This is a genomic window from Azospirillum sp. FG154 (assembly GCF_057809575.1).
The window spans coordinates 63,492-90,256 of record NZ_JBMDKF010000019.1 but is presented as its reverse complement, the minus strand read 5'-3'; the positions used below and the strand labels follow the sequence as shown (position 1 = coordinate 90,256).

The 26,765-nt window shown below is 64.7% G+C and carries 20 protein-coding genes; 12 read left to right on the top strand and 8 right to left on the bottom strand.

What is annotated here, in order from left to right; all coding sequences use genetic code 11:
* Positions 1-18: 18 nt before the first annotated feature.
* The 3 genes from ACODS4_RS20065 to ACODS4_RS20055 all read left to right on the top strand — a co-directional run bounded on the left by ACODS4_RS20065 (position 19) and on the right by ACODS4_RS20055 (position 3,501).
* On the top strand, positions 19-408 hold the full coding sequence (locus ACODS4_RS20065; RefSeq protein WP_488866805.1) for a hypothetical protein: 390 nt from the start codon (positions 19-21) through the stop codon (positions 406-408).
* Positions 409-532: 124 nt separating this feature from the next.
* The gene (locus tag ACODS4_RS20060) at positions 533-1,102 is read left to right on the top strand and encodes a GNAT family N-acetyltransferase (RefSeq protein WP_488866803.1); all 570 of its coding nucleotides are present in this window, start codon (positions 533-535) and stop codon (positions 1,100-1,102) included.
* 62 nt (positions 1,103-1,164) lie between these two features.
* On the top strand, positions 1,165-3,501 hold the full coding sequence (locus tag ACODS4_RS20055; protein WP_488866801.1) for an Orn/Lys/Arg family decarboxylase: 2,337 nt from the start codon (positions 1,165-1,167) through the stop codon (positions 3,499-3,501).
* Between the two features lie 87 nt (positions 3,502-3,588).
* Here the strand turns inward: ACODS4_RS20055 and ACODS4_RS20050 are convergent, their stop codons facing one another.
* The 3 genes from ACODS4_RS20050 to ACODS4_RS20040 all read right to left on the bottom strand — a co-directional run bounded on the left by ACODS4_RS20050 (position 3,589) and on the right by ACODS4_RS20040 (position 4,982).
* On the bottom strand, positions 3,589-3,864 hold the full coding sequence (locus tag ACODS4_RS20050; protein WP_488866799.1) for a hypothetical protein: 276 nt from the start codon (positions 3,862-3,864) through the stop codon (positions 3,589-3,591).
* Positions 3,865-3,941: 77 nt separating this feature from the next.
* Positions 3,942-4,169: a hypothetical protein gene (locus ACODS4_RS20045; protein WP_488866797.1), complete on the bottom strand. Its 228-nt coding sequence runs from the start codon at positions 4,167-4,169 to the stop codon at positions 3,942-3,944.
* Between the two features lie 261 nt (positions 4,170-4,430).
* Positions 4,431-4,982: a hypothetical protein gene (locus ACODS4_RS20040; RefSeq protein ID WP_488866795.1), complete on the bottom strand. Its 552-nt coding sequence runs from the start codon at positions 4,980-4,982 to the stop codon at positions 4,431-4,433.
* 199 nt (positions 4,983-5,181) lie between these two features.
* On the opposite strand from ACODS4_RS20040, the gene ACODS4_RS20035 reads away from it, so the two are divergent.
* The 3 genes from ACODS4_RS20035 (at position 5,182) to ACODS4_RS20025 (ending at position 7,236) form a co-directional block, all read left to right on the top strand.
* The gene (locus ACODS4_RS20035) at positions 5,182-5,826 is read left to right on the top strand and encodes a DUF47 domain-containing protein (RefSeq protein WP_488866793.1); all 645 of its coding nucleotides are present in this window, start codon (positions 5,182-5,184) and stop codon (positions 5,824-5,826) included.
* A gap of 10 nt (positions 5,827-5,836) precedes the next feature.
* On the top strand, positions 5,837-6,850 hold the full coding sequence (locus ACODS4_RS20030) for an inorganic phosphate transporter (protein ID WP_488866791.1): 1,014 nt from the start codon (positions 5,837-5,839) through the stop codon (positions 6,848-6,850).
* A 110-nt stretch (positions 6,851-6,960) separates the two neighbouring features.
* A complete protein-coding gene (locus ACODS4_RS20025; RefSeq protein ID WP_488866789.1) occupies positions 6,961-7,236 on the top strand; it encodes a hypothetical protein in 276 nt (91 codons plus the stop codon).
* Between the two features lies 1 nt (position 7,237).
* Here ACODS4_RS20025 and ACODS4_RS20020 read toward each other — a convergent pair whose 3' ends face one another.
* Together ACODS4_RS20020 and ACODS4_RS20015 are read right to left on the bottom strand one after the other, a co-directional pair.
* Entirely contained in the window at positions 7,238-9,805 is a 2,568-nt protein-coding gene (locus tag ACODS4_RS20020) for a response regulator (RefSeq protein ID WP_488866787.1), read from the bottom strand.
* Between the two features lie 142 nt (positions 9,806-9,947).
* On the bottom strand, positions 9,948-13,931 hold the full coding sequence (locus ACODS4_RS20015) for a response regulator (RefSeq protein WP_488866785.1): 3,984 nt from the start codon (positions 13,929-13,931) through the stop codon (positions 9,948-9,950).
* Positions 13,932-14,120: 189 nt separating this feature from the next.
* On the opposite strand from ACODS4_RS20015, the gene ACODS4_RS20010 reads away from it, so the two are divergent.
* Positions 14,121-14,267, top strand: a complete 147-nt coding sequence (locus ACODS4_RS20010; RefSeq protein ID WP_488866783.1) for a hypothetical protein — start codon at positions 14,121-14,123, stop codon at positions 14,265-14,267.
* On the opposite strand, the gene ACODS4_RS20005 is transcribed toward ACODS4_RS20010, so the two are convergent.
* Positions 14,264-15,190 carry a LysR family transcriptional regulator gene (locus ACODS4_RS20005; protein ID WP_488866781.1) on the bottom strand — a complete coding sequence of 309 codons (927 nt, stop codon included), beginning with the start codon at positions 15,188-15,190 and terminating at the stop codon, positions 14,264-14,266. The genes ACODS4_RS20010 and ACODS4_RS20005 overlap by 4 nt on opposite strands.
* A 64-nt stretch (positions 15,191-15,254) precedes the next feature.
* A complete protein-coding gene (locus ACODS4_RS20000; protein WP_488866779.1) occupies positions 15,255-16,118 on the bottom strand; it encodes a LysR substrate-binding domain-containing protein in 864 nt (287 codons plus the stop codon).
* Between the two features lie 104 nt (positions 16,119-16,222).
* Here ACODS4_RS20000 and ACODS4_RS19995 point away from each other — a divergent pair, with 104 nt between their 5' ends.
* The 5 genes from ACODS4_RS19995 (at position 16,223) to ACODS4_RS19975 (ending at position 24,237) form a co-directional block, all read left to right on the top strand.
* Positions 16,223-16,627, top strand: a complete 405-nt coding sequence (locus ACODS4_RS19995) for a tautomerase family protein (protein ID WP_488866777.1) — start codon at positions 16,223-16,225, stop codon at positions 16,625-16,627.
* Between the two features lie 88 nt (positions 16,628-16,715).
* Positions 16,716-19,001 (top strand): tetratricopeptide repeat protein, encoded by a 2,286-nt coding sequence (locus tag ACODS4_RS19990; protein WP_488866775.1) that lies wholly within the window; start codon positions 16,716-16,718, stop codon positions 18,999-19,001.
* Positions 19,002-19,454: 453 nt separating this feature from the next.
* Entirely contained in the window at positions 19,455-20,396 is a 942-nt protein-coding gene (gene dctP / locus ACODS4_RS19985; RefSeq protein ID WP_488866773.1) for a TRAP transporter substrate-binding protein DctP, read from the top strand.
* A gap of 47 nt (positions 20,397-20,443) precedes the next feature.
* Positions 20,444-22,594 (top strand): methyl-accepting chemotaxis protein, encoded by a 2,151-nt coding sequence (locus tag ACODS4_RS19980; RefSeq protein WP_488866771.1) that lies wholly within the window; start codon positions 20,444-20,446, stop codon positions 22,592-22,594.
* A gap of 41 nt (positions 22,595-22,635) precedes the next feature.
* Positions 22,636-24,237, top strand: a complete 1,602-nt coding sequence (locus ACODS4_RS19975) for a hypothetical protein (RefSeq protein WP_488866769.1) — start codon at positions 22,636-22,638, stop codon at positions 24,235-24,237.
* Positions 24,238-24,249: 12 nt separating this feature from the next.
* Here ACODS4_RS19975 and ACODS4_RS19970 read toward each other — a convergent pair whose 3' ends face one another.
* Positions 24,250-26,493, bottom strand: coding sequence for a SulP family inorganic anion transporter (locus ACODS4_RS19970; protein ID WP_488866767.1), 2,244 nt, complete (start codon positions 26,491-26,493; stop codon positions 24,250-24,252).
* Positions 26,494-26,765: the final 272 nt, after the last annotated feature.

The window sequence follows — 26,765 nt, the reverse complement described above, 5'->3', positions numbered from 1 at the left end:
CACAATCAGGAGAACAGCATGTCGATCCGGCAGTTGGCCCCCGCCCTTGCGGTTCTGACCCTTTTGGCCTCCCCGGTCAGCGCCGCCGAAGGGGGGGCGTCCTCCTCCTCGTGGATGGGAACCATCGCCACGGTGGTCGTCGGCGGCGCCATCGGCGCGGTCGCCCTGCCCTACGTCCTCCCGGCGGCGGCCCCGACGGTCGGCGGCGCCTTCACCACGGCGGGCGCCGCCGTTCAGGGGGCGGCCCCGGCCGTCGGCACGCTGGTGCTTGATTCCGCCGTCGCCGCTGGAACCTTCGTGTCGAGCGTGTCGTCGTCGGCCACCAGCTATGTCCTGGCCCAGCCGGTGGCCAACCAGGCGGCCATCGGCGCCGCCGTCGGCGCGGTGTTCGCGCTGGGCATGCGCTGAGGTTGGAACGGACCTGGGCGCGTCGGTCAAATCACTGACGCGCCCCTGTCACACGTCTGTCACGTCCTTCGGATACCCTGCCGCCGCGACGCGATCCAGCGCCGCGCGAGGAGAGGTTGGATCCGTGCCTGATTCGTCCGCTGTCATCGTCATCCGCCCGTCCACCGAGGGGGATGTTCCGGCGATGCTGGAGATTTACGGCTACCACATCCAAAATGGCCTCGGCCCTTTCGACATCGAGCCGCTGCATCCCGACGAGTTGAAACGCCGACGCAAGGCGATGCTGAAACGCCGCCTGCCGCATCTGGTCGCCGAACTTGATGGAACGGTGGTCGGCTACGCCTACGCCGCGCCCTTTCGCAAGCGTCCGGCCTACCGTTACACGGTTGAACACTCGATCTACGTTCACAAGGATTATCGCGGCATGGGCATCGGGCGGCGTTTGCTGCCCGCCTTGATCGACGCCTTGGAAAAGACAAACAGCCGTCAGATGATCGCGGTGGTGGACAGCGCCAACACGCCGTCCCGCCGCCTGCACGAGGCCTGCGGCTTTGTCGAGGCTGGAATCCTGCGGTCGGTTGGCTTCAAATTCGGGCGCTGGACCGACAGCGTGTTTTTGCAACGCGCGCTCGGCGCCGCCGATTGGCAGTTGCCCGACGATCATTTGGGCGGCACCGTCCAAGCGGGCGAATAAGCCCGCCTTTTCTGTTTTCCGTCGCATTTTCGCACCCGCCACCCAGTCCCCGGAGTCCCGGCATGGAATTCTTTCGCCGCTTCAATGTCCTGATCTGCGCGCCGAACTTCGAGGTGGATGAGCTGGAAGGCGTCCGGCTTCAACAGATCCTGTCGGAGGTGGAGCGGTTGGGCTTCCAGGTCGTGCGGACCCGCCGGGTCGAGGACGCCGAACTGGCCATCCGCACCGACGCCGCCATCGGCTGCATGATCGTCGATTGGGGCAAGCGCGGAATGGACGGCAAGAACGCCTCGCTGATCGCGCTGGCCCGCGCGCGCGGGCTGGAAATGCCGATCATCCTGCTGGTGCGCCGCCAGCGGCTGGAAAACATCCCGGTGGACGTGCTCAATCAGGTGGACGGCTATGTCTTCCTGGCCGAAGAAACCCCGGAATTCATCGCCAAGAATCTGGTCAGCCGTCTGAAGCAATACGCCGAAACGCTGAAAACTCCCTTCTTCGGCGCGCTGGTCGATTACGCCGAAGAGGGCAACCAATTGTGGACCTGCCCCGGCCACAATGGCGGCATCTTCTACAACCGCAGCCCCATTGGGCGGATCTTCGTCGAGCATCTGGGCGAAGCGGTGTTCCGCGACGACATCGACAATTCGGTGTTGGAGATGGGCGACCTGCTGATTCACGAAGGCCCGGCGTTGAAGGCGCAGAAGGAGGCCGCCGTCATTTTCGGGGCGGAGCGCACCTATTTCGTGCTGAACGGCACCTCGGCCTCCAACAAGATCGTGCTGTCGGCCCTGGTGGCCGAGGATGATCTGGTGCTGTTCGACCGCAACAACCACAAGGCGGCCCATCATGGCGGCCTGTTTCTGGGCGGCGGCATCCCGATCTTCCTGGAAACCGACCGCAACGCCTATGGCCTGATCGGCCCCATCGACCATGAGGCGCTGGACGAGGAGCGCATCCGCGAGAAGATCCGCAAAAACCCGCTGGTCAAAGACCCGGACGCCTGGAAGCGCGAACGCCCCTTCCGCGCGGCGGTGATTCAGCAATGCAGCTACGACGGCACCATCTACAGCGCCGAAACCATTTTGGCGAAGATCGGCCATCTCTGCGACTACATCCTGTTTGACGAGGCGTGGGCGGGCTTCCTGAAATTCCACCCGCTGTTCAAGGGCCGCTTCGCCATGGGGCTGGACCAGTTGGGCGAGGGGCATCCCGGCATCATCGCCACCCAATCGACGCACAAGCAGTTGGCCAGCTTCTCGCAAGCCTCGCAAATCCATGTGAAGGACAGCCATCTCGGCAAGCAACGCCGCCGGGTGGAGCATCGCCGGTTCAACGAAACCTTCCTGCTGCACGCCTCGACCTCGCCCTTCTACCCGCTCTTCGCCTCGTTGGACGTCGGGGCGCAGATGATGAAGGGCCGCTCCGGCGAAGTGCTGTGGGACGACACCATCCGCTTGGGCATTGAGCTGCGCAAAAAGATCCGCGCGATCCATCACGAGTTCGAGGGGCGCGAGAGCGACCCGGCCCGCCGCTGGTTCTTCGATCCCTTCGTCCCGGACCGGACGGTGGTGAACGGCGTCGAGATGGCGTGGGAGGATGTGCCGACCGACGAGCTGGCGGCGAACGTCCATCATTGGGAATTCGCCCCCGGCGCGGATTGGCACGGCTTCAAGCATGTCGCCCCCGGTTACGCGATGACCGATCCGAACAAGCTGACCCTGTTGACCCCCGGTTTCAACCGCAAGACCGGAGCCTATGAGGATCACGGCATCCCCGCCCCGGTTCTGGCGCAGTATCTGCGTGAAAACCGCATCGTCCCGGAAAAGAACGATCTGAACTCCATCCTGTTCCTGCTGACGCCGGGCGTCGAATCGAGCAAGGCGGGGACGTTGCTCAGCGGGCTGGTCGCCTTCAAGCGGCTGCACGACGACAACGCCCTGTTGGAAGACGTGATCCCGGAATTCGTCGCCAAGCGGGCCAAGCGCTACACCGGAACCCGGCTGCGCGACCTGTGCGGCGCCATGCACGCCTATTACCGCGAGGCGGGCACCAGCCAGTTGCAGCGCAACATGTTCCGCCCCAACCATCTGCCCGACATGGTGATGCCGCCGCGCGAGGCGACGCGCCATCTGGTGCGCAACAACGTCGATTATGTGCCGATTGAGGAGGCGGTGGGGCGCGTCGCCACCACGCTGTTCGTCGTCTACCCGCCGGGCATCGCCACCGTGGTTCCCGGCGAGCGGCTGGACGAGCGCGCCCGCCCGATGATCGAGTATTTGAAGATGTTCCAGGAAGGCGCCAACCGCTTCCCCGGCTTCGACAACGAGATCCAGGGCCTGTACCGCGAAACCGGCGAGGATGGCCGGATCCGCTTCTACACCTATGTTGTTCGCGAATAAGCACTGACACGCAAAAGGCCCGCCGCGCGTCCCATTCAAACGGGAAACGCGGCGGGCCTTCGTCGTTTCAGACCCTTGCCTTGCGGCTCAATGCCGGACGGCCATCCGTCCGGTGTCGATCCGGGCGATGGCGGGCAGGCCGCGCAGGAAGTCGGCCCCGGTGTCGGTCGCCTCAATCAAGACATGACCGCAACGGTCTTGGCCACGCACGCGCGCCTCGCGCGCCATGCCGGCGGTGCGGACCGCTTCCGACAATTCGGACACGGCTTTCCACACGCGGGCGCGGTGTTCGGCGGCGCTGGCGCAACCCGACGGGTCCGCGACAGCCAGTGTGACGGTAAAGGAATGCAAAACGATCGCCATGGCGGCACCACAAAAGACAGATGTGGATGAGGGAGTTGAGAACCCCGGATGTCTTCCGGCCCCTGGGATCGAGAAACTCAGTCGTATTTCGGAAGCTTCGTCAGAACAATCTGGCTGATAAGGCCGCCCAACAGGCCGATCACGCGCTGTTCGCCGCGCGTGCGCAGATCCCGATCCGGGCCGTCCGCGCGTCTGGTTGCTGGTTGGGAGAGAAACGCACAATGAACGTCCACCCGTCTGGGCGGCGTCGCTTCACAGGCCAGGGCGGCTGACGCCGTGCCGCAGGCCAGATTTTTCAGAACCATGGATGGCACCTTCCCACGCGCGAGTTACGATTGTTGGTTACGCTAACAAACTAGTCCTTTGGGCCGAGTTCGGCAACGGACCCTATGACCATGGACTGTGACAATTCCCTGGCCATGGCCAATTGGCCACACCGGACCGCCGCCGCCCTGCCCGTCCCTCTCCTACGCTCCTGCGAGGCTTTGTGGAAGAGAACATGCGGGCGACGGCTTTATTCCGCTCGTGATTTTTTTGGGCGGCGGGTCCGGCGAAAACGACGCACTTCAGGTCTTGATGGTGCCGTCGAGCGCCGTTGAGGGCGTGACCGGAGCGGCGGGCGGGACCGATGGCGAGGGCGTGGGCAAAGGCGGCAAACGCCAGCCCTCGACCGCCCGTTTCAACGCGTCCAGCTTAGCCCCCGCGTTGTCGCGCGCCTCGTTCACCGTGCGGGTGATGGCGACGCACAGCTCCGCTCGGCGCTTGGGATCGTTGCGGCTGGCCTCGATGGCGCGGGCCACATCATCGGTGTCGCCCTCCGGCGTCGCGCTGGAGGCGGGGGGAACCGCTTTCGGATCAATGCCCAGCAGCGGCAACAGATAGTCCCGCCCCTTCTCGCGCGCCAAGGCCAGGGCCTTGTCGCCGAACAGTTCGGCGGCGGCCATCCCGGAATCCCACGCCCCCAGCGCCGCCGAAACGGTTGGGCTGCATGGGGCGGCTGGGTCGTTCGCCGCGCCTTGCGCCTGCGCGGCCAGCGGAGACAGGGCAAGCAAGCTGGCGACGGTCCCGGCAATGGTGGCGGACCGGACTGCCATGGACCGGGCGGTGAGGCGTGTCATGATCGGCGTCCCTCGTTCGGATGTCCCCGACATGTAGGTGGGCGCGCGCGCCCTGTCCATAAGCCGCCGCATGACTGGCGACGGAACGACGCAACAGGAGCGCATTATGACAAATTCATGACGGTCAACGCTGCGCACGCGCCCGAACCATGCTATGAGCAGCCCAACCGCTCACGCCAAAGACACGAGACCTTGTCCCATGCTGCTCCGCGCATTCCGTTCGCTGATGCCGAAGGAGGAACGCTTCATCGACCAGTTCGTCGCGCAGGCTCGCCACATCGTGGCCGCCGCCGTCGCGCTGGAAGCGGTGATGGACGCCACCCCTGACGAACGCCCCCAACGCATCGCCGCCTTGAAGCGCGTTGAAAAAGACGCCGACCACATCGCCAAGGACGCCGTGCGCGATCTGCACCGGGCCTTCATCACGCCGTTCGACCGATCCGACATTCTGGCGCTCATCAACGCGCTGGACGACGCCATCGACCTGATGGACGAGGTGCCGCGCCACGCCACCCTGTATGGGGTGGAGCGTGTTGACGATCCAATGCGCCAGTTCGTCGCCTTGATCCACCAGCAGGCCAATGTCCTGGTCGAACTGATGCCCTTGTTGGGGGCCATCGCCCGCAACGCCGAACGCATCGGCCACTTGTGCGGTCGCCTGTCGGATTTGGAGGATCAGGCCGACGATGTTCTGCGCGGCGCCCTGCAATCGCTCATCAACGAGCGGCCAGACATGATCGCCTTCCTGGGGCGGCGCGAGCTGTATGAAAAGCTTGAGGCCGTCACCGACCGTTGCGACGACGTCGGCGACCTTGTCGCGGGCATCATGCTCGATCAAGTCTAAGGCGGCGGCGATGGACGCCCTTCATCTTGGCCTGCCCGCGCTGATCGTCATCATCCTGGTCGCGTTGGCCTTTGACTTCATCAATGGGCTGCACGACGCGGCGAACTCCATCGCCACCGTCGTCTCCACCCGCGTGTTGTCCCCGAAACTGGCGGTCGCCTGGGCGGCCTTCTTCAACTTCATCGCCTTCCTGTTCTTTGGCCTGCACGTCGCCACCACCATCGGCACCGGACTGGTCGAACCTTCGGTGATCGACCCGGCGGTGATTTTGGGAGCGCTGTGCGGGGCCATCGGCTGGAACCTGTTCACCTGGTGGCTGGGTTTGCCCTCGTCCAGTTCGCACGCGCTGGTTGGCGGGTTGGCAGGAGCCGGCATCGCCAAGGCCGGATTCGGGGCCATCGTCGCCAGCGGCTTCACCAAAACCACCATCGCCATCGTGCTGTCCCCAACCATCGGGCTTCTTCTGGCGTTGCTGATGATGCTGATCCTGTCCTGGGCGTTGCGCAAAGTCCCGCCCTTTGCCGTGGACCGGCAGTTCCGCCATTGGCAATTGGTGTCGGCGGCGCTCTACAGCCTGGGCCATGGCGGCAACGACGCGCAGAAGACGATGGGGATCATCGCCGTGCTGCTGTTCAGCCAGGGAATGCTGGGCGAGACCTTCCATGTTCCCTTCTGGGTCATCCTGTCCTGTCAGTTGGCGATGGGGTTGGGAACCCTGATGGGCGGCTGGCGAATCGTCCGCACCATGGGATCCCGCATCACCGATCTGAAGCCGTATCAGGGCTTTTGCGCCGAAACCGCCGGAGCCATCACCCTGTTCGGCGCGACGTGGCTGGGCATTCCGGTGTCCACCACCCACACCATCACCGGGGCCATCGTCGGAGTCGGCTCCGCCCGCCGAACCTCGGCGGTGCGCTGGGGGTTGGCGGGTCGAATCGTCTGGGCCTGGGTGCTGACAATCCCCGCGTCCGGGGCCGTTGCTTACGCATCTTATCTTTTGGCGGCGGCGGCGTTGACGCCGTAAGCGAAAAAAGCGCGTATGGCGAACGGGTTGGGCCGTTCGCCATACCGTCGGCCTTGACCGGAACGAAAGGGGACGGCAGAATCGGCCCGGTCGAGACAGGACAAATGTTTATGCCGCAGATCGAGCACACCGACCAAGGCGAGCAGTATGTTCTTCCGGGCACCGAGCGCCGGACGGTTCCCGGTTTGCCTTACGCTGCGGAGCCGGACGGCCAATTGACTTTGCCCTTTTACGCTCCACCCGGCGAGGATGAGCGCCGCGTACGCCCCAGCGGCTCCCCTCCGGCGGCGACTGACCGCGCGCCCAGCAAAGATGACGGCAAACGAGCCAGCGGGCTGTTCGGGCGTCGTCTGGCCCATTTCCCGCACGCCTTCGATCCGGCCTGAATCACACCGTTTCGGCGCACGCGTCGGCGATCACCCGCGCCACGTCCTGTAGCAACAGGTTGCGGTCATACGGCTTGCCGATGGCTCCGTTCATTCCGGCTTCCTGGCACAGCGCAATTTCGCTTGGCAGATTGCCAGCGGTCAAAGCCAGAATCGGCACTTGGCCGCGCGGCGGCGGCATGGCGCGAATCAGCCGCGTCGCTTCCAATCCATCCATCCCCGGCATCGACACGTCCATCAACACCAAATCATAATCGGCGTCCATCATCGCCCGCACCGCCGCCGCGCCATCGGCAACCAGATCCAAATGATAGCCACTGTCGCGGAAGATGGCGGACAGCAATTCCCGATTGATCTCCAGATCTTCCGCGACCAGCAGACGCGGCGCGCGCCTCTCCGTCGGTGAAACCGTCGCCTCGGCTGGACGCCATCCACACAAATGAGCGATCTGGCTTTTCAGTTCTCCGATGTCATAAGGCTTGACGATGATGGCGGCGCCGGGAATCCGCGCCTCATCCGCCGCAATGGCGTGGGGGGGCGACCCCGAAGCCAACAGAATGGGCATGGTCGGGCGCAGACGCCGGGCATGCTGGGCCAGTTCCGCCCCCGACATGCCCGGCGGCATGACGATGTCGCTGAACAAAAGATCCAGCGCGTCCGGTCCTTGCAAAATCACCAAGGCCTCGTTGGCGTTGGCGGCTTCGACCACATGATGCCCCCATTCGCGCAGCAGAGCGGCGACCCCGCGACGAATGGTCGGATCATCCTCGACCAACGCGATGGACAGGTTGCGCCGTCCGCCTTCGGCGGGCGGGGGCAGGGCCTGACCGGGCAGCAAAACGCGAATGCCGGGCAGTTGGATCAGGGCCGTGGTTCCTTTGTTCAAGGCGCTGCTCAACGACAGGCTGCCGCCATGCAGTTCGACCAGCCGTTTGGTCAGAGGCAGGCCCAAGCCTGTCCCTTCGATCCGCTGATTGACGCTGGTTTCCGCCCGCGCGAACGGTTCCATCACCCGGCCCAAATCCTCTGTGGCGATGCCCATTCCGGTGTCCGTGACGCGGATCGCCAACGCCCCATCCTCAAGGGCGGCGGAGACCGTGACCGTCCCGCCGGACGGCGTGTATTTCACCGCGTTGCTGACCAGATTGAGGATGATCTGCCGCAGGCGCCGTTCATCAGCGCGCAGGAAACGCACCTCGGGGGCCACATGAACGGCAAGAGCAACCCCTGCCCGCTCCGCGCGGGGAGCCAACAGGCGTGTGGCGAAGCTGACCGACGCCTCAAGATCGACAATGCTTTCCTCAAGCCGCAAGGCGCCAACCTCAGACTTGGCGTGATCGAGGATTTCGTTGATGAGTTCCAGAAGATGTTGACCGGAATCGCGGACATTGACAGCGAATCGGCGGTATTGCGGCGAACCGACTGGCCCCTCGGACTCCCGCGCGATCAGATCGGAAAAGCCGATGATGGCGTTCAACGGCGTGCGCAATTCGTGGCTGAGACCCGCCAGGAACTGCCCCTTGCTGCGGTTGGCGGCCTCGGCGATCTGGCGGGCGGCGTCGGCGGATTCTTTGGCCTCTCGCAACGCCTTGGCCAGACGGGAGATTTCATCCCGCTCGGCGCTGGCGCGGGCGGCGGACGCGCGGGCTTCGGTCAATTGCAGTTGGGTTCGCCGCTCGCGGTCAAGATACCGGAACCCCCAAGCCATGGTCAGCAGAACCGCCAACGTCCCAATCACGGTTTCCAACAGCGTGTGCAGGCTGCGCGTGCGCCAATCCGCCAGCCCACGATCCCGATCAATCCCCGTCAAAACGATCAGGCCGTAATCGCGCGCCGTACGGTAGGCGGCGATCCGCGTCATGCCATCCAAAGGCGACGCGGACAAGAACAGCCCCTCCGGGGCTTCCTTGAGTTTTTCTTGGAGCAGCACCCCGTTGGCGATGCTCTTCCCCACCACATCCTGCATGTTGGGACGCCGGGACACGACGTCGCCCGTGTTGCGGTAAACGCCGATCAAAGGGTTGTAGTCAAAACCCAGGAGATCATAAAAATCGGTGAGATGGGCCACGCTCATCACCGCAAGAACAACGCCGAGCGGTTGTCCGGCGTCGTCGCGCAACGGGCGGGCCAACGTGAAGACGAAATGCCCGCCTTCGCCCCGGTCTGCGGTCGCCGGGCCAACGAACAGGGGGCCGCCATCCTCAAGAGCCTGCGCGTAATCCCGGTTTGGCGCCTGACGGCCAGGATAGCTCGCCGATTCCAGAATGGTTTTGCCGTCCGCCGAGATCACCCACAGCGATTCACCGCCTTCAAGGTGAGCGGCGTATTCGCGCAAGCGCTTCCAGTTGTCGATGCTGCGCGCCGAGTCAAGGCCGCCGGATTCGCTGACCATTGCAGCCACATGATCGAGCGACACCGTCGCCGTGGCGATCACACGGTGGACATGCTCCTCCACCACCTTGGCCATGTCACGGACCAGAGCGTACCGGCGTTGCAAGGTGTCTTCATAATCACGGTAAACAACATGAGCCGCGTTCCCCGCCATCGCGGACAGAACGATCGCCACCATGACAACGCTTCGTCCAACGCGGCCCACCGCGCCCCCCAGCAACAGCTTGCTCTCTCGCGTTCAAAAAGAACTTCAGCATCAAAGTAACACGATCCGACCAATCGCCAGTGTTTTTTCAGCGAACAGGGGCACGCCTTCTTTTTCAGGGCGGCAAAGCTGATGACCGATCAATATATTGATTCAAAACAGAAAATTCTCTGTCCAAGCGTTTCAGCAGGGACGGGAGTTCGCCATGCCGCCCGGCATGAATGGCGCTTTCCGCCGCTTGCGCCAAAACAGCGATATCGACCGCCGCCAAATTGCCCGCCGCCCCTTTGAGGGCGTGCAAGGCGCTGGTCGCCCCTTCGCTGTCCCCATCCCGAAGCTTTTCGCGGATCTGCGCCGCCGCTTGAGCAAACTCTTCAACAAAGCGTGGCAGCAACTGCGCCAGCAACACGCCATCGCCGCCAAGGCGCCGGGCGGCTTGCGCCATGTCGATGCCGGGAATGGCCGCCGGCCTCTCCTCTCTGACAGCCACGCGAGACTTCGCCGACGCCGTCGGCGCATGGCGACGGATGCATCGCACCGCCTCGTTGACATCAAAAGGCTTGGTGATGAAATCATTCATGCCGACCTGCTTGGCGTGCGCGCGCTCCTCGGCCAAGGCGCCCGCCGTCAGAGCAATGATCGGCAACGTCGTCAGTCCCAAATCCTGACGGATTCGCTTGGTGGCCTCATAACCATCCATAACCGGCATATGGACATCCATCAGGACGGCGTCGAACGCCTCAGGATCGGCGCGCAAACGATCAACGGCCTGCCGTCCATCGCCAACAAGCGTGACGGTCGCGCCCTCCAATTCCAAAACGCGCTGGGCGACCGCCTGATTGATGTGGTTGTCTTCGACCACCAGCAGTCGCACAGCGGCCAAACGGTCTTTTTCAACCGCCGCGACCGCTTCCTCCATCCCAAGGGGTGGCGTCACCCCCTTCCGACGATCGCGCGCCTCCATAACCGCGTTGCGCAACGCCGACATGGTCACGGGTTTGACCAGAACCGCGTCGACAAGATCCGCCCCCGGCGCGTGAAGCAGAATGTCGCGGCTGTAGCCCGCGACCATAACGACGACAATCGGTCGGGCGCCCTTTTCAGATAGCCCCAGGATTTGGCGGCTGACCGCAAGGCCATCCAGTTCCGGCATTTTCCAATCCAGAATCAACGCGTCAAACGGCTGGCCACGCCGCACGCGATCCTGCGCCCGCTCCACCGCCTCACGCCCGGTTTTGGCGATGTCGGCGCTCCATCCCAAGGATTCGGCGGTGCGGGCAATGGCGTGGCGCGCCGTTTCGTGGTCGTCGACGATCAACACCTCCAGCGACGGCCGCTCACCCGGCGCCGCCATTGTCTCCGAAGAAAGCGCCAGCGGCGCCGTGAACCAAAAACAACTGCCATGACCGGGTTGGCTGTCCACCCCGATCTCCCCCCCCATCAAACCGACCAGTTGCTTGCAAATCGCCAACCCCAACCCCGACCCGCCGAAACGGCGGGTGGTCGACGAATCGGCTTGGCTGAACGCCGAGAACAGCATCGGAACAACCTCGGCGGCGATGCCGATGCCGCTGTCCTGAACGGAGAACCGCAACAGCGCCTCATTTCCCTCGCCGCCAAGCCGCTCGACCCGCAAGGCGACCATCCCCGTTTTGGTGAATTTTATGGCGTTGCTGGTCAGATTGACGAGCACCTGTTGCAGTCTCAGGCCATCGCCGATCAAGCCCATCGGCGTGCCGGGCGCCACGTCGATCAGCAACTCCAGATCCTTGTCGCTGGCGTTGATCGACATGATGGTGGACACGGCGTCCAGCACCGCCGACAAATCGAACGCGGCGACGTCCAGTTCCAGCCGACCGGCCTCGACCCGTGAGAAATCAAGAATGTCGTTGATGATGGTCAACAACCCACGCCCGGATTGCGTGATCTTGCCAACGAAATCCTGCTGCTCGGCGGTCAACCTGGTCCGCCCCAACAAATGCGACAGGCCAAGGATGGCGTTCATCGGCGTGCGGATCTCATGGCTCATGTTGGCCAGGAATTCGCTTTTGGCGCGACTGGCCTTTTCCGCCGCTGTCTGAGCCGCTTGCAGCGCCTCTTCTTTTTCGCGGATGCTCGTGATGTCCCAGTTGACGCCGATGACGTGCCGGGCTTGCCCATGCTCGTCATACTCCGCGATTCCAGAGGCCTTGATGTGGCGAAGGCCGCCGTTTGGGGTGACGATGCGGAATTCGCTGTTGAAATCCGTCCGATCCCGAATGGCCGTCGCCAATTCGCGTTCGACGCGCGGCAAATCATCCGCGACGCACCAGGAACACCAGGTCACGTAATCCAACGTCATCGAAGCCGCGTCACGACCGTAGATCTGGAACATGCGTTCGTCCCACCGCATCGTCCGGCTCTCGATCTCCAAATCCCACACGCCGATTCCACCGGCCTTGGTCGCCAGAGCCAACCGATTTGACGCCACCCGCAAGGCGCTCTCTGCGTTTTTCAACGGGGTGATGTCGCTCACCAAAACAAAAAAACCAACAACGGCGCCGCTGACATCAATATCGGGAATATAATGCGCCCAGGTGAAGCCAGTTTCCCCGTTGGTTTTGGTCAAGGTTCGCTCAAAGTGCTGAGCCTTTCCTTGCAAGGCTTGGCGAATGTAAGGCTCGTTCATCGCATAGAGGCGGGCGCCCAACAAATCCAGCATGGTCCGGCCAATGATCTGCTCGGGCCGTTTGCCGAACCAGTCGAGATACGATTTGTTGGCGAAGCGGCAGCGCAGATCGGCGTCCCAATAACCGACCATGCCCGGCAAATTGTCAGTGATCGCCTGAACAAAGCGTTGGCTGGCGACCACCCGCGCTTCCGCTTGCAGGCGCTCGGTGATGTCGATGCCGAAAGACATCGACACGATGTCTTGCCCAGTCACCGTGCTGTTTTGCCAGGAAATGACTCGATTCGTTCCGTTCTTGGCGCGAATCGGCCCATCGAACTGGTCGGGCAACGCTCCGCCATCACGAAAATTTTTGACGATCTCAGCCATGCCCTCACCAACGGCGACGGCGTCGAACCAATTTTGCCCAAGGATCTCTGACTGGGCGAACCCCGTGATCGCCTCGGCCGTCTCGTTGACCATCCGCACGACGCCGTTACGGTCCAAACCGACCACCATCACATTGGCCGTCTGAACCAACTGCCGTTCAAAGTTGCGCTGGGCGACCAGTTCATCCTCGTGCTGAGAGAAGCGGCGCAGCATCACCCAAGCGACCAACGCCAGCAGCCCCAAAACACCGACCTTGAGCAAAGCCTTGTCGCGCCATTCGGCGACAACCTGCTCCTGAGACAGTCCAAGCATGACAAGCAGTTCTGGATAGGCGGTGGTCCGGATCACAATCAAGCTGCGCTTGTCTTCGGTGACTGTCGGAGCCAGCGCGCGAATCACCCGTTGCCCCGATGCTTGAAAAATCCCAAAGGCCGTGCCTTTTGCAACGGATTGGCCCAGCAGCTTGTCTTGATCCGGGGAGCGCGCCGCGATCGTGCCGTCACGCCCCAACAATGATGCGAAACCACCGTTCTGGGGGGCGATCGTATCCAGAATTGACGCGAAATATGCGGGCGGCAGAGAGGCCAGAACCACCCCATCCCACGCTCCGTCCATCGACAGCCTCGCGCGAGACGCAAAGAGAACAACCGAACCGGTGTTCGCCAACAGAGGACCATGGATGAAGAGCCGATTCTGCTCAGGCGACGCCTTCGGCGCGGTGAAGTAGGGGCGTCGGCTTCCATCGAAGCCCTGAAGATTGGGCAGCGTGGTCAGCGCCGCCTTGCCGTCGGCGTTGAAGACGCTGATGCTCTGAACGCCTTCCAACGACGCGGCGCGCGCCTTCATATAGGCCAAAAGATCGGCGCGTTCAGATTGAGATATGGCGTCCTGCGCCTCATGCTTGATGTCTTGCAGCATCACGTCAATGGCCCGAATCCGGCCCGAAACGCTTTCGTCGGCGATGCGCGCGAGGTTTTCGAGGCGCTCGAACGCCGCGTCCATCGTCTTTTGATAATCGAGAGCGATTTCAACGCCGCCCACCGCCATGAGCAAAGCGATCATCAGCGCGCCGGAGATCCCCAAAAGACGCCGTGATTGGGGAGGGGGCGATGCTGAAGGTGACATTGGCGGCGACCAGACAGTTGATTCCTTAGCCGTCAGAATACCATAGACACGCTGCTTCGATCAGCGCCATCCCAAGAGTCGCTGCGGATTCTCAAAAGTCTCATGCTCAATGGGTCGCAAAATTTTGTGAGTCGCCACGTCGCCGCTTTGCGCGAAAGCTCCATTCTGTTCGGCATGCCGTTCGCCGCGCTGGTCCTGAAGGAATCAATCCGATGGACGCGCGCCCTGTCGGGGTTCGTCATCGCGCTGGGCGCGGCGGCGCTGAGACTCTAACCCGGTTTTGCCTCTGTGGCCGTCTTCGCCGCCTCCATCTCCGCCGCCAACAGATCGAGAAACAGGGCCACCATCGGTTCGGCCTTGGATTCCGACACCGTCGCCGCCTGAAACAGAGCCTTGGTCCCGAAAAGGTCGGGACGGATTGGCCGCAGCCGTCCCGTCGCGACGTCTGGCGCGGCGTAATGGTCGGGCAAATAGCCCAGATAAGCCCCGGACAGGATCAGACGCGCCGTCGATTCCATGTCGCTGACCACGGCGCGCGGTGCGGCGATGGCGAACAGCTTCATGTCGCGCATCCCCCAATAGCTGCGGGCGACGATGCGGTGTTGGCGGACCAATTCAATGCTGATGGCCGGGTCTTCGCTGGCGAACAGCGGGTGATCGCGCCCGCAATAGAGATTTTGCTGTTCGGTGTAGAGGTCGGAGTAGGTCAGCCCCAGCGCGACGCGGGGAAAACTGCCAATCGCCAGATGAAGTTGGCGGGCCACCACGTCGCGCAACAACTCGCTCGGCGGGCGTGTGGTGATGGAGACGACGACGTCGGGGGCGGCGGCGGCGAAGCGGGCGAAAACCTTTTCCAACGGCAGATGCGGGTCGCTGATCGTGTTGTCGACGATGCCCAGCGTCAGGGTTCCCGACATGCGGTTCTGCAAGGCGCGGGCGCGCTGCTCGAATCGGTCGAGCGCGAGGAACAGATGGCGGGCCTCCTCATAGATCGCGTTGCCCTCGGTGGTCAGGGCGAAGCCGCCGCGCCCGCGTCGGCACAGCGTCAGCCCCAACCGGCTTTCCAGCGCCGCCATGTGGCTGGAGATCGTCGGCAGGGACAGATTCAGTTCGCCCTGCGCGGCGGCGAAGCCGCCGGACTCGGCGATGGTCAGGAAGATGCGCAGCAGGCGCAGGTCGGTGGTGTCCACATGCATGGCGCCACTGTGCGCAACCCGACGGCGATCCGCAAGGACGCCGCCGCCGCCAGATCAAACCTCATCAGACCAAGCGGCGGCAAACCACATGGCGGCAGAGCGCCAGAAAATCCTCCCGCTCGGTCCAGCTTTCGCCGGGATGGGCGTAGAGGCAAAACACCGCCGTCGGCAACGGCGGCAACCCCAGCTCCGCGCCGACGTCGGCCAGAACCGGCCCGGTCAGGCTGTGCCGGGTCCGCGCCGTCACCCCCACCCCAGCCTCGACCGCCGCGCGCAGCCCGGCCAAGCTGGGGCTGGTCACGGCCATGCGCGCCGCTCGTCCGGCCTGCGTCAGCGCGTCGAGCGCCGCCGCGCGAAAGCTGCATGGCGGCTCGAACAAAGCCAAGGGCAGCGGACGGTCCGGCGGACAATCCAGGCCGCGCGCGCCGATCCACAGCATTCGCTCCTCCGCCAGCACCCCGACCAGAGTCGGGTCGTCGCGGTGGAGCGCGATGGCGACGTCCAGCGCGCCGCCGCGCACCCCCTTGATCACCGTTTGCGAACGGTCGATGCGCAGCGTCAACTCCACCTCGGGATGAGCCAAGGCGAAACGGCGCAGCAGGTCGGGCAACACCGCTTCGGCCATATCCTGCGTCGTCCCAACCCGCAAGGGGCGGCGGGCGGCGACGCGGAAGGCGGCGATGGTCTCGTCGTTCAGCGACAAGAGCCGTCGGGCGAAGCCCAACAGCCGCTCCCCCGCCGGGGTCAATTCCACCCCGCGCGCGTTGCGGCGCAAGACGACGGCGCCCAACTCCTCCTCCAGCTTCTGAATGTGCAAACTGACCGCCGAGGGGGAGCGCCCCACCAGATCGGCGGTTTCAACAAAGCTGCGCCCCTGCGCGATCAGCAGGAAGGAGCGCAGCACGGCAAGATCGAGCGTGCGGAGCATGGTTTAGTTTATCTGCATTAATAATATATATAAACGAGTTTTTCGGAACAATGACGCGGCGCTACGGTGCGACGGACCTCAACCGAACCACCACGGAGCCTGTCATGCCCTACATCGCCGTCACGCTGTCCGCCGCCGCCTCGCCCGCCCTGTCGGCCACCGTCGCCCAGGGAGTCACCGCCATCACCGGGCGGGTTCTGCACAAACAACCGGGCGTCACCGCCGTGACCGTCCATTACGCCCCGACCGACCATTGGTTCATCGGCGGCCAATCCCTGGCCGATCTGGGCAAAGCCAGCGCTTGGCTCGACATCACGATCACCGCCAGCACCAACAGCAAGGACGAGAAAGCGGCCTATCTTGAGGAGATCTTCGCTTTCCTCGCCTCGGTCCTCGGCCCGCTCCACGAAACCAGCTATGGGTTGATCCACGAAGTTCCGGCGGACGCCTACGGCTATGGCGGGCGGACGCAGGAACACCGCTACGTCGCGGCGAAGCTGGCGGCCTGATCTCTCAAGCTCGATCCACCGCCGTTGACAGCGGCGGACGGCGCTGGTCTGATCCGGCGCGTTGTGAAACTCAGGTGGTGGCGCGGTCATGGCGACGATTGTGGAGGCCTTGTCCGTCGCCTTCGACCACCATCGCGCCGGGCGGCTGGTCGAGGCGGAAACGCTCTATGGCCGCATCCTCGACGCCGACCCGACCAACGCCGCCGCCCTGCAACTGCTGGGCGCCATCGCCGCCGACCGGGGGGAGGACGAGCGCGCCGCCGGTCTGCTGACCCGCTCACTGGAGCAGGACGACGGCAACGCCGACGTCCACGTCAACCTCGCCATGACGCTGGCCCGGCTGGGACGGCGGGAGGAGGCCGAAGCCCACTACCGCCGCGCCCTGGCGCTGGTCCCGTCCCACCCGTCGGCCCGCAACAATCTCGGCCTGCTGCTGCGCGACGCGGGCCGGGCGGACGACGCGGCGGCGGAATTCCGGCAAGCGGTGGCCGATCACCCAACCTTCGCGCAAGCCTGGTTCAACCTCGCCGCCACGCTGGACGGAACGGCGCCGGTGGAGGAGGTCGGGGCCGTGCTCGACGAAGCCCTCGCCCGCTGCCCGGACTTCGCCCCCCTGCGCCAGGCGCAAGAGCGGTTGCGCCCCCTGCGCGACCGGCAACGCGCCGAACGGACGTTGGAGCAGGCCAACCGCCTGCATGAGGAGGGGCGGTTGGACGACGCCCTGATCCTCTGCCGCAACGCCTTGGCGGCGGACGGCGCGCCGCATCTGCTGGGCAACATTCTGGAGGATCTCGGGCGGCTGGACGCGGCGGCGGAATGGCAGCGGCGCGCTGTGGCTCTGCGACCCGACGACGTGCGGGCGCATTACGCGCTGGGCGGCCTGAACGCCCGCTCCCACCGTTACGGCGCCGCCCGCGCCGCCTATGACCGTGTGTTGACCATCGCCCCGCACATCGCCAAGGCGCAGATGGCGTTGGGCGGCGCCTGTTTCGAGCAGGGCGATTTGCCCGCCGCCATCGCCGCGCTGCGCCGGGCCTTGGCGCTGCGGCCCGATTTGTGGCAGGCGCGCTCCGGCCTTCTCTTCGCCTTGGGCTTCGACGAGAGCGCCGACCCCGACGCGGTCTATCAGGAGCATCGGGAGTTTGAACGGCGACACATCGCCCCGCTCAATCTGACGCCCGCCCCGCACGGCAACGACCGCGACCCGGACCGGCGGCTGCGGATCGGCTATGTGTCGCCCAATTTCTACGGCCATCCCTGCGGCAATTTTGTGTTGCCGCTGGTGGAGAACGCCGACCGCGAGCGCTTCAGCGTGACCTGCTACGCCACCAGCCCGGTGCGCGACGCGCTGACCGAGGCGTTCGAGCGGGCCGCCGACCGTTTCGTTCTGTGCCATGACCTGGACGACGACGCCCTGGCCCAGCGGATCCGCGCCGACGGGATCGACATTCTCGTCGATTGCTCCGGCCACCTCACCGGGCACCGGCTGTTCGCCTTCGCCCGCAAACCGGCGCCGATCCAAATCAGCTACCCGCTCTATCCCGACACGACCGGCCTGTCGGCGATGGATTACCGGATCATGGACCGTTATTTCGCCCCGCCCGGCTCCGATTCCTGGCATGCGGAAGCGTTGATCCGGCTGCCCGACACCTATGTGGTGTTCAAGCCGCGCCCCAGCGACGTCGCGCCCGACCCGACGCCGCCCGCCCTGGCGCGCGGCCATGTCACCTTTGGCAGCTTCAACAATCTGTCCAAGCTGGGCGACCAGACCGTCGCCGCCTGGGCCGCTATCCTGCGCGGCGCGCCGACGGCGCGGTTGCTGTTGAAATGGCGCAGCCTGAACGATCCGGCCTTCGCCGCCGCCACCCGCGCCCGCTTCACCGCGCTGGGCGTCGAGGCCAAACGGATCGAGACGCTGGGCTGGGTCGCCGACCCGCACGAAACCTACCGCGCCATCGACGTCGCCCTGGATCCGTTGATCGCCAATGGCGGCACCACCAGTTGCGAGGCGCTGTGGATGGGCGTTCCGGTGCTGACCTGCGCCGGACGGCGGATGTTCTCCTGCGTCGGTCAATGCTATCTGGAAAACATCGGCCTGCCCGAACTCATCACCCACACGGTCGATGACTATGTGGCGCTGGGCGTCGCCCTGGCTGGCGATCCGGCGCGGATCGCCCGTTTGCGCCTGGGCCTGCGCGAACGGGTGGCCAACTCGCCCCTGATGGACGCGCCACGCTACCTCCATCATCTGGAGCGCGCCTATCGGCTGGTCTGGCGGCGCTGGTGCGCGGGACTGCCTCCCAGCCCCATCGGGGCCGACGCCTTGGGCGACGACGCGTCTGTTTGTGGTCGTTCTGAAACCAACAGAGATTGATGGGCGAACCGCAAACCCCGCCTTCTTTTCAACCAAAACGAGCTTTCCATCTGCTTTTGGGAAAGAAAAAGCGCGACCGCTCACCGAAATCAGCGTGGGCAATTCAGCCTCTTGCCGCAAGCGTGATCGGCATTCGCCGATCTTAAGCGCGCCATCCAATCAACACACGCACGCGCGAAGCAAACAAAACAACTAAAACACAATATTTTCTCGGTTTATCCACATGTCAGAGATGAGACAAGACGCCGCAATGTGTTGGTTGGTTGAAATTTTTTCCTCTTCATTCCCTGTAGCGCGTATGGCACACACTGTGCGATAAGACAGACAAGTATCGCAAGGGAGAGCGGCATGCGTGCATACCGGCGTTTGGCGAATACTCTGGTATGTTTTTCTCTGTTCATAGTCTTATTTTCCGAATCAGCCCTTGCTGAAATCACCCTGCGATTCGGCACGGTGTTCACGCCCACGACGTCAACTTATCGGATGCTGGTCGACGCCTGTCGCAAGATTGAGGCGGAGAGCGACGGCGCCGTCGCCATCGACATCCGCACCACTGGGGAATACGGCAAACCCACCGAACTGATGAAGCTGGTGGACAGCGGCGGCATTGAAATCGCCTACACCGTTCAGGGCTACAGCCCGACCCGGTTCGTCGCCAGTTCGGTCATCGAATTGCCGCTGATCCGCCGCACGGCCGTCGGCGGGACCAAAGCGCTGTGGGATCTGTATGAATCCGGCGCGTTGAACCGCGACTATGAGGGGTTGAAGGTGGTCGGGCTGTGGGCCTTGCCCACCTATGGCATCTTCACGGCGACCCGCCCGATGGACTCGCCGCGCGATCTGCGCGGCCTGCGCATCCGCAACCCCAGCAAAACCGTGGGCCGCGCCCTGGCCAAGCTGGGAATCGTCCCCGTCGCCCTGCCGTTGAACAGCATGGCGGCGGGCATGAAAAGCAACCTGATCGACGGCATTTCCTATGGTTGGTACTCCTCCACCACCACCGGCGGGGCCGACGGCCAACCCTTGATGAACCAGTTGACCCACCTGCTGGACATCAATTTTTCCGGTCCGGTGGTGATGCTGGCGATGAAGCGCACGACCTTCGACGCGCTGCCCGACCCGATCAAGACCGCTTTCGACAAGCATCTGGGCAAGCGGATCTCGATCGCCATCGCCGAAGAGCGCGACGAGATCGAAGAGGGCATGAAACGCAAGCTGGCCGAAGACGGCGTTCATAAGGTCAAGCGCTTCAGCCCGTCGCAAATGCGCGACATCCGTGACGAGTTGGAAGAGGTCTACGCCGATTGGGCGGCGGGAATGTCCGAACAGGGCGTCGACGGGCGGCGCCTGCTCGACGCCGCGCGCAAGGCCATCGCCGCCAACGAGAAGCCGTAACCTCCCCCCTGTCGCCCAACAGACACTTTGCCCAAGGAAATCCCGCCATGGACAGCGCGCGCCGTTCCCCGAAAGGGTTGAGCCTGAAGGCCAAACTGTTCGGCGCCTTTACGGCGATGTTTGTCGCCGCAGCCGCCATCGGCGGCGGCGCCGGGCTGTTCCAACTGCGCATCGCCAACCTGTTCGCCCAGGTTCACGAACGGGATTTCCCGCTGGCCGTCGGCGCCTTGAAGGCGGCGGATGAAAGCGGCGGGTTGGAAGAAGCGGCCCGCTCGCTGGCCATGGCCGCTGACGATCGCGCCCGCGCTGCGGCGGTGGAGCAGTTCCAACGACGCAGCGCCGCCTTGCGGACCAAACTTGACGCGCTGGCGGCGCTGGAGGGCGCGGCCAGCGGGGCCAAGGATGGGAAAGCGTTGGGCGGTCTGTTGGGCGACGCCGCCAACGCCGTCGCCGTGCTGGAGGGGGAAGTGCGCCGTCGCCTGGACGCCGCCGCCCGCCGCGCCACACGGACGCAGGCCTTGGCGGTCGCGCACGCCGCCTTTCTCGACCGCTACCAACCGATGGTGCGCAATCTGAGCCTCAGCATCCAGGGCGTCACCATGGATCTGCCGACCGACGCCAACGGCCTGACCATGCTGGTTCTGACGCTGGTCTCCAAGGATCTGCCGGTGCGTCAAGCCCTGTCCGAAATCATCAGCGACATCAATCTGGCCGTGACCCTGCTGGGCAAGGCCGAGGGCGCCGCCACCGCCGCCCAAGTCGCCGAGCAGGAGAAGCAATTCGCCGCCGCCGCCAAGCGGGTGGAATTTTCCGCCGATTTCCTGGCGAACATCCTGTCGGACGAAACCCCGCGCGCGCTTTCCCAGGCGATTCTGGCCTTCGGGCGCGACGGCGAAGGAATGTTCGCGCTGCGCAAGGCCGAGATCGCCGCGCGCGAGGCGGGAACCAAGGCCGAGGAAAACCTGTTCGCCCTGGTCGAAGCCTTGGGCAAACAGGCGGGCGCCCTGGCCAGCGCGAACGAGCGCAGCGCCAACGAGGCCGCCGATCAAGTGAACGACGCGATTTCCAGCGGTCTGACCGTCACCGCCACGCTGGTGGGCTTGGCCATGCTGTTGGGGGTGGTGTCCGGGTTGCTGCTGGTCAACCGCAACATCCGCCTGCTCGACAAGCTGCGGGCGACGATGGAATCGCTGGCGGCGGGCAAGATCGACATGGACGTTCCCGGCCAACGGCGTGGCGACGAAATCGGCGCCATGGCCCGCTCGCTGGAGGTGTTCCGCGCCAACGCCCATGAGGTTCGTCGCCTGACCGCCGAGCAGGAGGCCGCCCAACGCCGGGCCGAAGCGGCCAAACGCGCCGCCCAACAGGATTTGGCCAACCAATTGGAAAGCGCCGTCAATTCGGTCATCGGCTCGCTTTTGAACGCGTCGGCCCGCATGCGCGACGACGCGCAAACCCTCTCGGCCAACGCTGAACAGACCAAACGGCAAACGGTCAGCGTCGCCGGGGCGTCGGCCACGGCGTCGGAGCGGGTGTCCTCGGTCGCCTCGGCGGCGGAGGAAATGTCCGCGTCCATCGAAGAGATCGGTCGCCACATCAGCGAATCCTCGCAGATCGCCGGAACGGCGGTGCGCGAGGCCGACGCCACCAACGACGCGATTTCCGGCCTGTCGGACGCCGCCAGCCGCATCGATCAGGTGGTCGAACTCATCAACTCCATCGCCGGACAGACCAATTTGTTGGCGTTGAACGCCACCATCGAAGCCGCCCGCGCGGGCGAGGCGGGCAAGGGATTCGCCGTGGTGGCGAGCGAGGTCAAGGCGCTGGCCAACCAGACGGCCAAAGCGACGGAGGACATTCAGGCGCAGGTCAGCCAGATGCAGGCGGTGACGGGCCGCGCCGTCGCGTCGATCCGCGCCATCGCCGGAACCATCGACCGGATGAGCCAGATCACCGCCACCATCGCCAGCGCGGTCGATCAGCAGCACGCCGCCACCCAGGACATCGCCCGCCACGCCCAGGACGCCGCCGACGGCACCCGTTCGGTGTCGCAGACCATCGGCGACGTGTCGCAGGCGGCGACCGAAACCGGCTCCATCGCCCACACCGCGCTCGACACCGCCACCAGCCTGCACGCCCAAGCCGACCAGTTGCAAACGGAGGTCGCGACCTTCATCCGCAACATTCGGGCGGCCTGACGCATCCGCCGTCCACCTGCTTCCTTCTAAGGTTAAACGCCGTGAGCAATGATCGCCTTCTCGCCCGCGTGACCCTGCCCGCCGATCCGGCGGCGGTCCCGGCCTTGCAGCGCTTCATGATGCAGGCGGCCAGCGGCTGCGTCGATTGCCCCGAAGACCTGCCGCCGCTCGGCCAGTTGGTGGAGGAGGTGGCGCTCCACGTCATCCGCACCGCCTTCGACCCCGGCGAAACCGGCGAATACACCGCTGAATTGACCAAGCGCCCCGATCAGGTGGTCTTCGCCATTGAGGACAAGGGGCTGCCCGCCGCCTTCAACAGCCCATCCAGAGGCGTTCATGGCGAGGAGCACGGCGAGCGCGCCGGTTTTCAACCCTTTTTGCCCACCAACCTGGCCCATCGCGTCGCCTTCCGCAATTTGGGACGGGGCGGCAAGCGGCTGGAGGTGGCGCGCGCGCTCAGCCGTTCACCCGGCGCGGGGGCGCTGGACGACGCCAGCCCGGAAGCGGACGAGCCGCCGCGCGCCTTGGATTCGGTGACGTTGCGTCCACTGGAACCGGCGGACGCCGCGTCGCTGTCGCGGCTGATGTACCGCTCCTACGGCTACACCTATGGGTCGGAGTTTGTCTATTACCCCGAGAGAATCGTCGCCATGCTGGCCAGCGGCACGCTGGTCTCGCTGATCGCGGTGAACGAGGCCGACGAGGTGGTCGGCCATCTCGCCATGCTGCTGCATGGACCGGACTCGACCACCGGAGAAACCGCGATGGCGGCGGTCGATCCCCGTTATCGCGGGCGGCGGCTGTTCGAGCGGATGAAGGACGCGATGCGCGATCTGGCCCAGAGCCGCCGCTATTTCGGCCTCTACAGCGAGGCGGTCGCCGTCCACACCTTCACGCAAAAGGGCAATCTCGCGCTGGGCGGTTTTGAGACCGGCTTTTTGCTGGCCTTCACCCCGGCCACCCAGATTTTCCGCAAAATCAGCGATGGCCCGGTCGCCGACCGGCGGTCAGCGGTCCTTTTCTATCTGCGGACCAACGACGAACCCCATCGCGGCATCCACGCGCCGCCGCACCACCGCGCCATCATGGACGCCATCGTTCGGCGCGGCGGCATGAACCGACGGATTGACGAGCCGCCGCCGCATCTGTCCCTGCATGGGTTGCGGGGGCGCTCCACCGCGCTGGACGTCGCCGCCCGGCAGGATGTCGGACGCGCCTTTTTGACCGTCCGCACCTACGGATCGGACGTGCTGAAGCGGGTTCAGGAAGAGTTGCGGACGCTGTGCCGCCACGGTTACGCCTGCGTCTATTTGGAATTGCCGCTGTCCGATCCGATGACGGCGGTGCTGTGCAAGGGGTTCGAGGCGTTCGGCTTCTTCTTCGCCGGTCTGCTGTTCGAGGTGGATGGCTGCGACGCGCTGCGGCTCCAATATCTCAACGGCGCGGCGATCAACCAGGACGACATCAAAGTGGCGTCGGAGTTTGGCCGCGATCTGCTGGCCTATGTGCTGACCGCGAAGAACGAGGTTGATTGGGCGCGCCAGGAACGGCGCCGTTCGTCCACCGGCAGCGGCGGCGCGCATGCCCGCCGACAAAGCGACCACCCGCAAGTGGAGCAGAGCGCGGCGGCGGAACTGGTGTGACGACGCCGCCCGTCAGGCGTCGCTGAAAGAAACGGCGCGCGACATGCGCCGAACCTTCAGCGTCACCTCGATGGCGACGTTGCGCAGCAGGATGAAGGAAATCGCCGGATCCAGATTGTCCAGCATGGCGATGTCCTCGGCGGTCAGTTCGTGGCACACCACCTCGCTGTCGGCCACCACATCGGCGGAGCGCGGCTCGCCGGTCAACAAAGCCATTTCCCCGAAGATGGCGCCCGACCGGATGCTGCCGATGCGCACGCTGCGCTCCTCCCCTGGCTGGCGCCGTTCAACCCGCACCCGTCCTTTGACCAAGAAGAACTGACTGTCGTCAATCGACCCTTCGGTCAAAATGCGCTCGTCAGGCCCAAAGACCAGACGTCGGGTGGTCAAGGACAGCAAATCAAACTGCGCCCGCGTCAACCCCAACAGGCTGGGATGCTCGGACAGCGGCAACTCGCACTCCTCCTCGTCGCCGCCCGCCAACCGTTTGAGAAGTTGGTCTTCCGCCGCCGCCAACGCGGTTTCCAAATCGCCGTAAACCCGCCCTTCCTGCTCCGGCATGGAATAGCCCATGTCGCGCAGCAGGACGCGCAGCCCCCGCCCCTTCCACATGCCCGCCAGCAACAGGGTGATCCCGGCCCGCGTCAACCGCTCGTCCAGGCGGCGCAACACCAGAACGCCGGTGCTCTCCACATCGTTGACCCGCGACAGGTCGAGAATCAGCGTTTCACCGCCTTCGGCCAGCTCTTCGGCCTGACGCGCCAGATTCTCCGCCGACCCAAAAAACACCGGACCGTGCAACTCCATCACGGCGATGGCCGCGCCATGCCGCTCCAACCGCTCCATGTCGGCGTCCGACCGTCCGGTTTGCGAATGAACCCGATCCCCCCGGTAAGCGCGCCGCACCACCGACACCGCCGCCCGGCGCAGATAGACGATCACGCTCGCCCCCATGCCGACGGTCAACGCGACCAGAACATCGACCGTCGCCACCAACCCGGCGACAATCACCACGATGGCGAGATTCTGGATCAACTCGGCCCGCGCCTGCGGAACCTGCCGCCGCCGCAACAGAGTGACAAGCTGCATGGTCCAATCGTCGGGCCGCAGCACGGTGACGATCACCATGCCCGCCATCACCGACACCGGAACCAGCTCCAACAGAGGCGCCAGCCCCAGCGCCGCCGCCAGCAACGCCAACCCAACGAACAGGTTCGCCCGTTCCGTGCGCGCGCCATTGTGGATGGCCACGCGGGTGTAAAGTGGCGAGCCGCCCGTCACCGTCCCGCCGAACGCCGCCGACAACAGATTGGCCCCGCCCTGAGTCAGCAACTCGCGGCTGCTGTCGTGGCGCGACCGCAGCAGGGCGTCCGCCGCCGCCGCGCTCAACAGCGACTGGATGGACGACACCATGCCCAGAGTGAGGCCAGTGATGAGAATGGACGGCGCCATGGCGGCGAACACCGGATGGCCGACCAGTTCGCCGACGCTGGGAAGCGTCCAGGACAGCGGCAGGCCGGCCGGCGGCGCCGTCACCGTCGCCCCCAGCGGCAGCGCGCCGTCCGACAGATGAGTCAGCAGTTGGTAGACCAGCGTTCCGCCCACCAGCCCGATCAACGGCCCCGGCACGACCGAACGCCGTTCCCCCAACCGCCAGACGCCAACCGCCGCCAGCCCGCCCAACGCCAAGGCCCCCGGCGTGATCGCCGCGCTTCCTTTCAGCAACGCCAGCAACCCGGCCCCGTCCGGCAAGCCTAGAAGATAGGGCAATTGCTGAAACAGGATGACCAGGGCGAAGCCGTTGACGAATCCGGCGATGACCGGCTGGGGAATGAATTTCAGCACGTCGCCCAGCCGCAACAGCCCCAGCGCCATTTGCGACAACCCGGCCACCGCCAAAGCCAAAAACGTGATGGCGATCATCGGGGCTGGCGGAACGCTGTAGCCGCCAGCCGCCGCCGCCTGACCGGCCTGGACCAGCAATCCGCCCAACAAGGCCGCCTGGGTGGCGCGGGGCGCGTTGATTTGCAAGCCACGCCCACCGATCAAACCACGCAGCAGCGCGGCGACGATGGTGGCCCCAAAGGCCGCTTCGATGCCCAGCGACTGAAAGCCCCCGCCCAATGGCTGGAACACGACGATGCCGCAACCCAACACCGCCGGCATGACGAACAGCGCGCCGACCAGACCGCCAAACAGCTCGTCACGCCAGCGATCCCGCCCGGTGGACAACGCCGCATCCCTGGGTTTTCTCATGATTCGCTTTCGTTTCCCAACGTCTTGCCAGCGCCCCCATCGGATTTTGGCGCCGGGCAGGGAGCGAACGATCATACCGCAGCGCCGACAACGGCACACTTAAAACGAATTCGTTCATCGCTTTTTACTCGATATGATATCAGTGAAATGAAATTCACTCCGCATGGTTGCCGGTAAATTTCAATTGCCTGAATATGATTATAGCGGTCAGTACCCCAGCCGTTCTGGCATTCACTCGTAGGTTATTGGCCCAACAGGCATGATCGATAGGC

Excerpts from the sequence above, each read along its gene's own strand:
- ACODS4_RS20055 (WP_488866801.1), top strand. The coding sequence starts at position 1,165 with ATGGAATTCTTTCGCCGCTTCAATGTCCTGATCTGCGCGCCGAACTTC.
- ACODS4_RS19990 (WP_488866775.1), top strand. The coding sequence starts at position 16,716 with ATGGCGACGATTGTGGAGGCCTTGTCCGTCGCCTTCGACCACCATCGC.
- ACODS4_RS19980 (WP_488866771.1), top strand. The coding sequence starts at position 20,444 with ATGGACAGCGCGCGCCGTTCCCCGAAAGGGTTGAGCCTGAAGGCCAAA.
- ACODS4_RS20045 (WP_488866797.1), bottom strand. The coding sequence starts at position 4,169 with ATGGTTCTGAAAAATCTGGCCTGCGGCACGGCGTCAGCCGCCCTGGCC.
- ACODS4_RS20020 (WP_488866787.1), bottom strand. The coding sequence starts at position 9,805 with ATGGTGGCGATCGTTCTGTCCGCGATGGCGGGGAACGCGGCTCATGTT.
- ACODS4_RS20030 (WP_488866791.1), top strand. The coding sequence starts at position 5,837 with ATGGACGCCCTTCATCTTGGCCTGCCCGCGCTGATCGTCATCATCCTG.
- ACODS4_RS20050 (WP_488866799.1), bottom strand. The coding sequence starts at position 3,864 with ATGGCGATCGTTTTGCATTCCTTTACCGTCACACTGGCTGTCGCGGAC.
- ACODS4_RS20065 (WP_488866805.1), top strand. The coding sequence starts at position 19 with ATGTCGATCCGGCAGTTGGCCCCCGCCCTTGCGGTTCTGACCCTTTTG.
- ACODS4_RS20015 (WP_488866785.1), bottom strand. The coding sequence starts at position 13,931 with ATGATCGCTTTGCTCATGGCGGTGGGCGGCGTTGAAATCGCTCTCGAT.
- ACODS4_RS20035 (WP_488866793.1), top strand. The coding sequence starts at position 5,182 with ATGCTGCTCCGCGCATTCCGTTCGCTGATGCCGAAGGAGGAACGCTTC.
- ACODS4_RS19995 (WP_488866777.1), top strand. The coding sequence starts at position 16,223 with ATGCCCTACATCGCCGTCACGCTGTCCGCCGCCGCCTCGCCCGCCCTG.
- ACODS4_RS20025 (WP_488866789.1), top strand. The coding sequence starts at position 6,961 with ATGCCGCAGATCGAGCACACCGACCAAGGCGAGCAGTATGTTCTTCCG.
- ACODS4_RS20000 (WP_488866779.1), bottom strand. The coding sequence starts at position 16,118 with ATGCTCCGCACGCTCGATCTTGCCGTGCTGCGCTCCTTCCTGCTGATC.
- ACODS4_RS20040 (WP_488866795.1), bottom strand. The coding sequence starts at position 4,982 with ATGACACGCCTCACCGCCCGGTCCATGGCAGTCCGGTCCGCCACCATT.
- ACODS4_RS20005 (WP_488866781.1), bottom strand. The coding sequence starts at position 15,190 with ATGCATGTGGACACCACCGACCTGCGCCTGCTGCGCATCTTCCTGACC.
- ACODS4_RS19970 (WP_488866767.1), bottom strand. The coding sequence starts at position 26,493 with ATGAGAAAACCCAGGGATGCGGCGTTGTCCACCGGGCGGGATCGCTGG.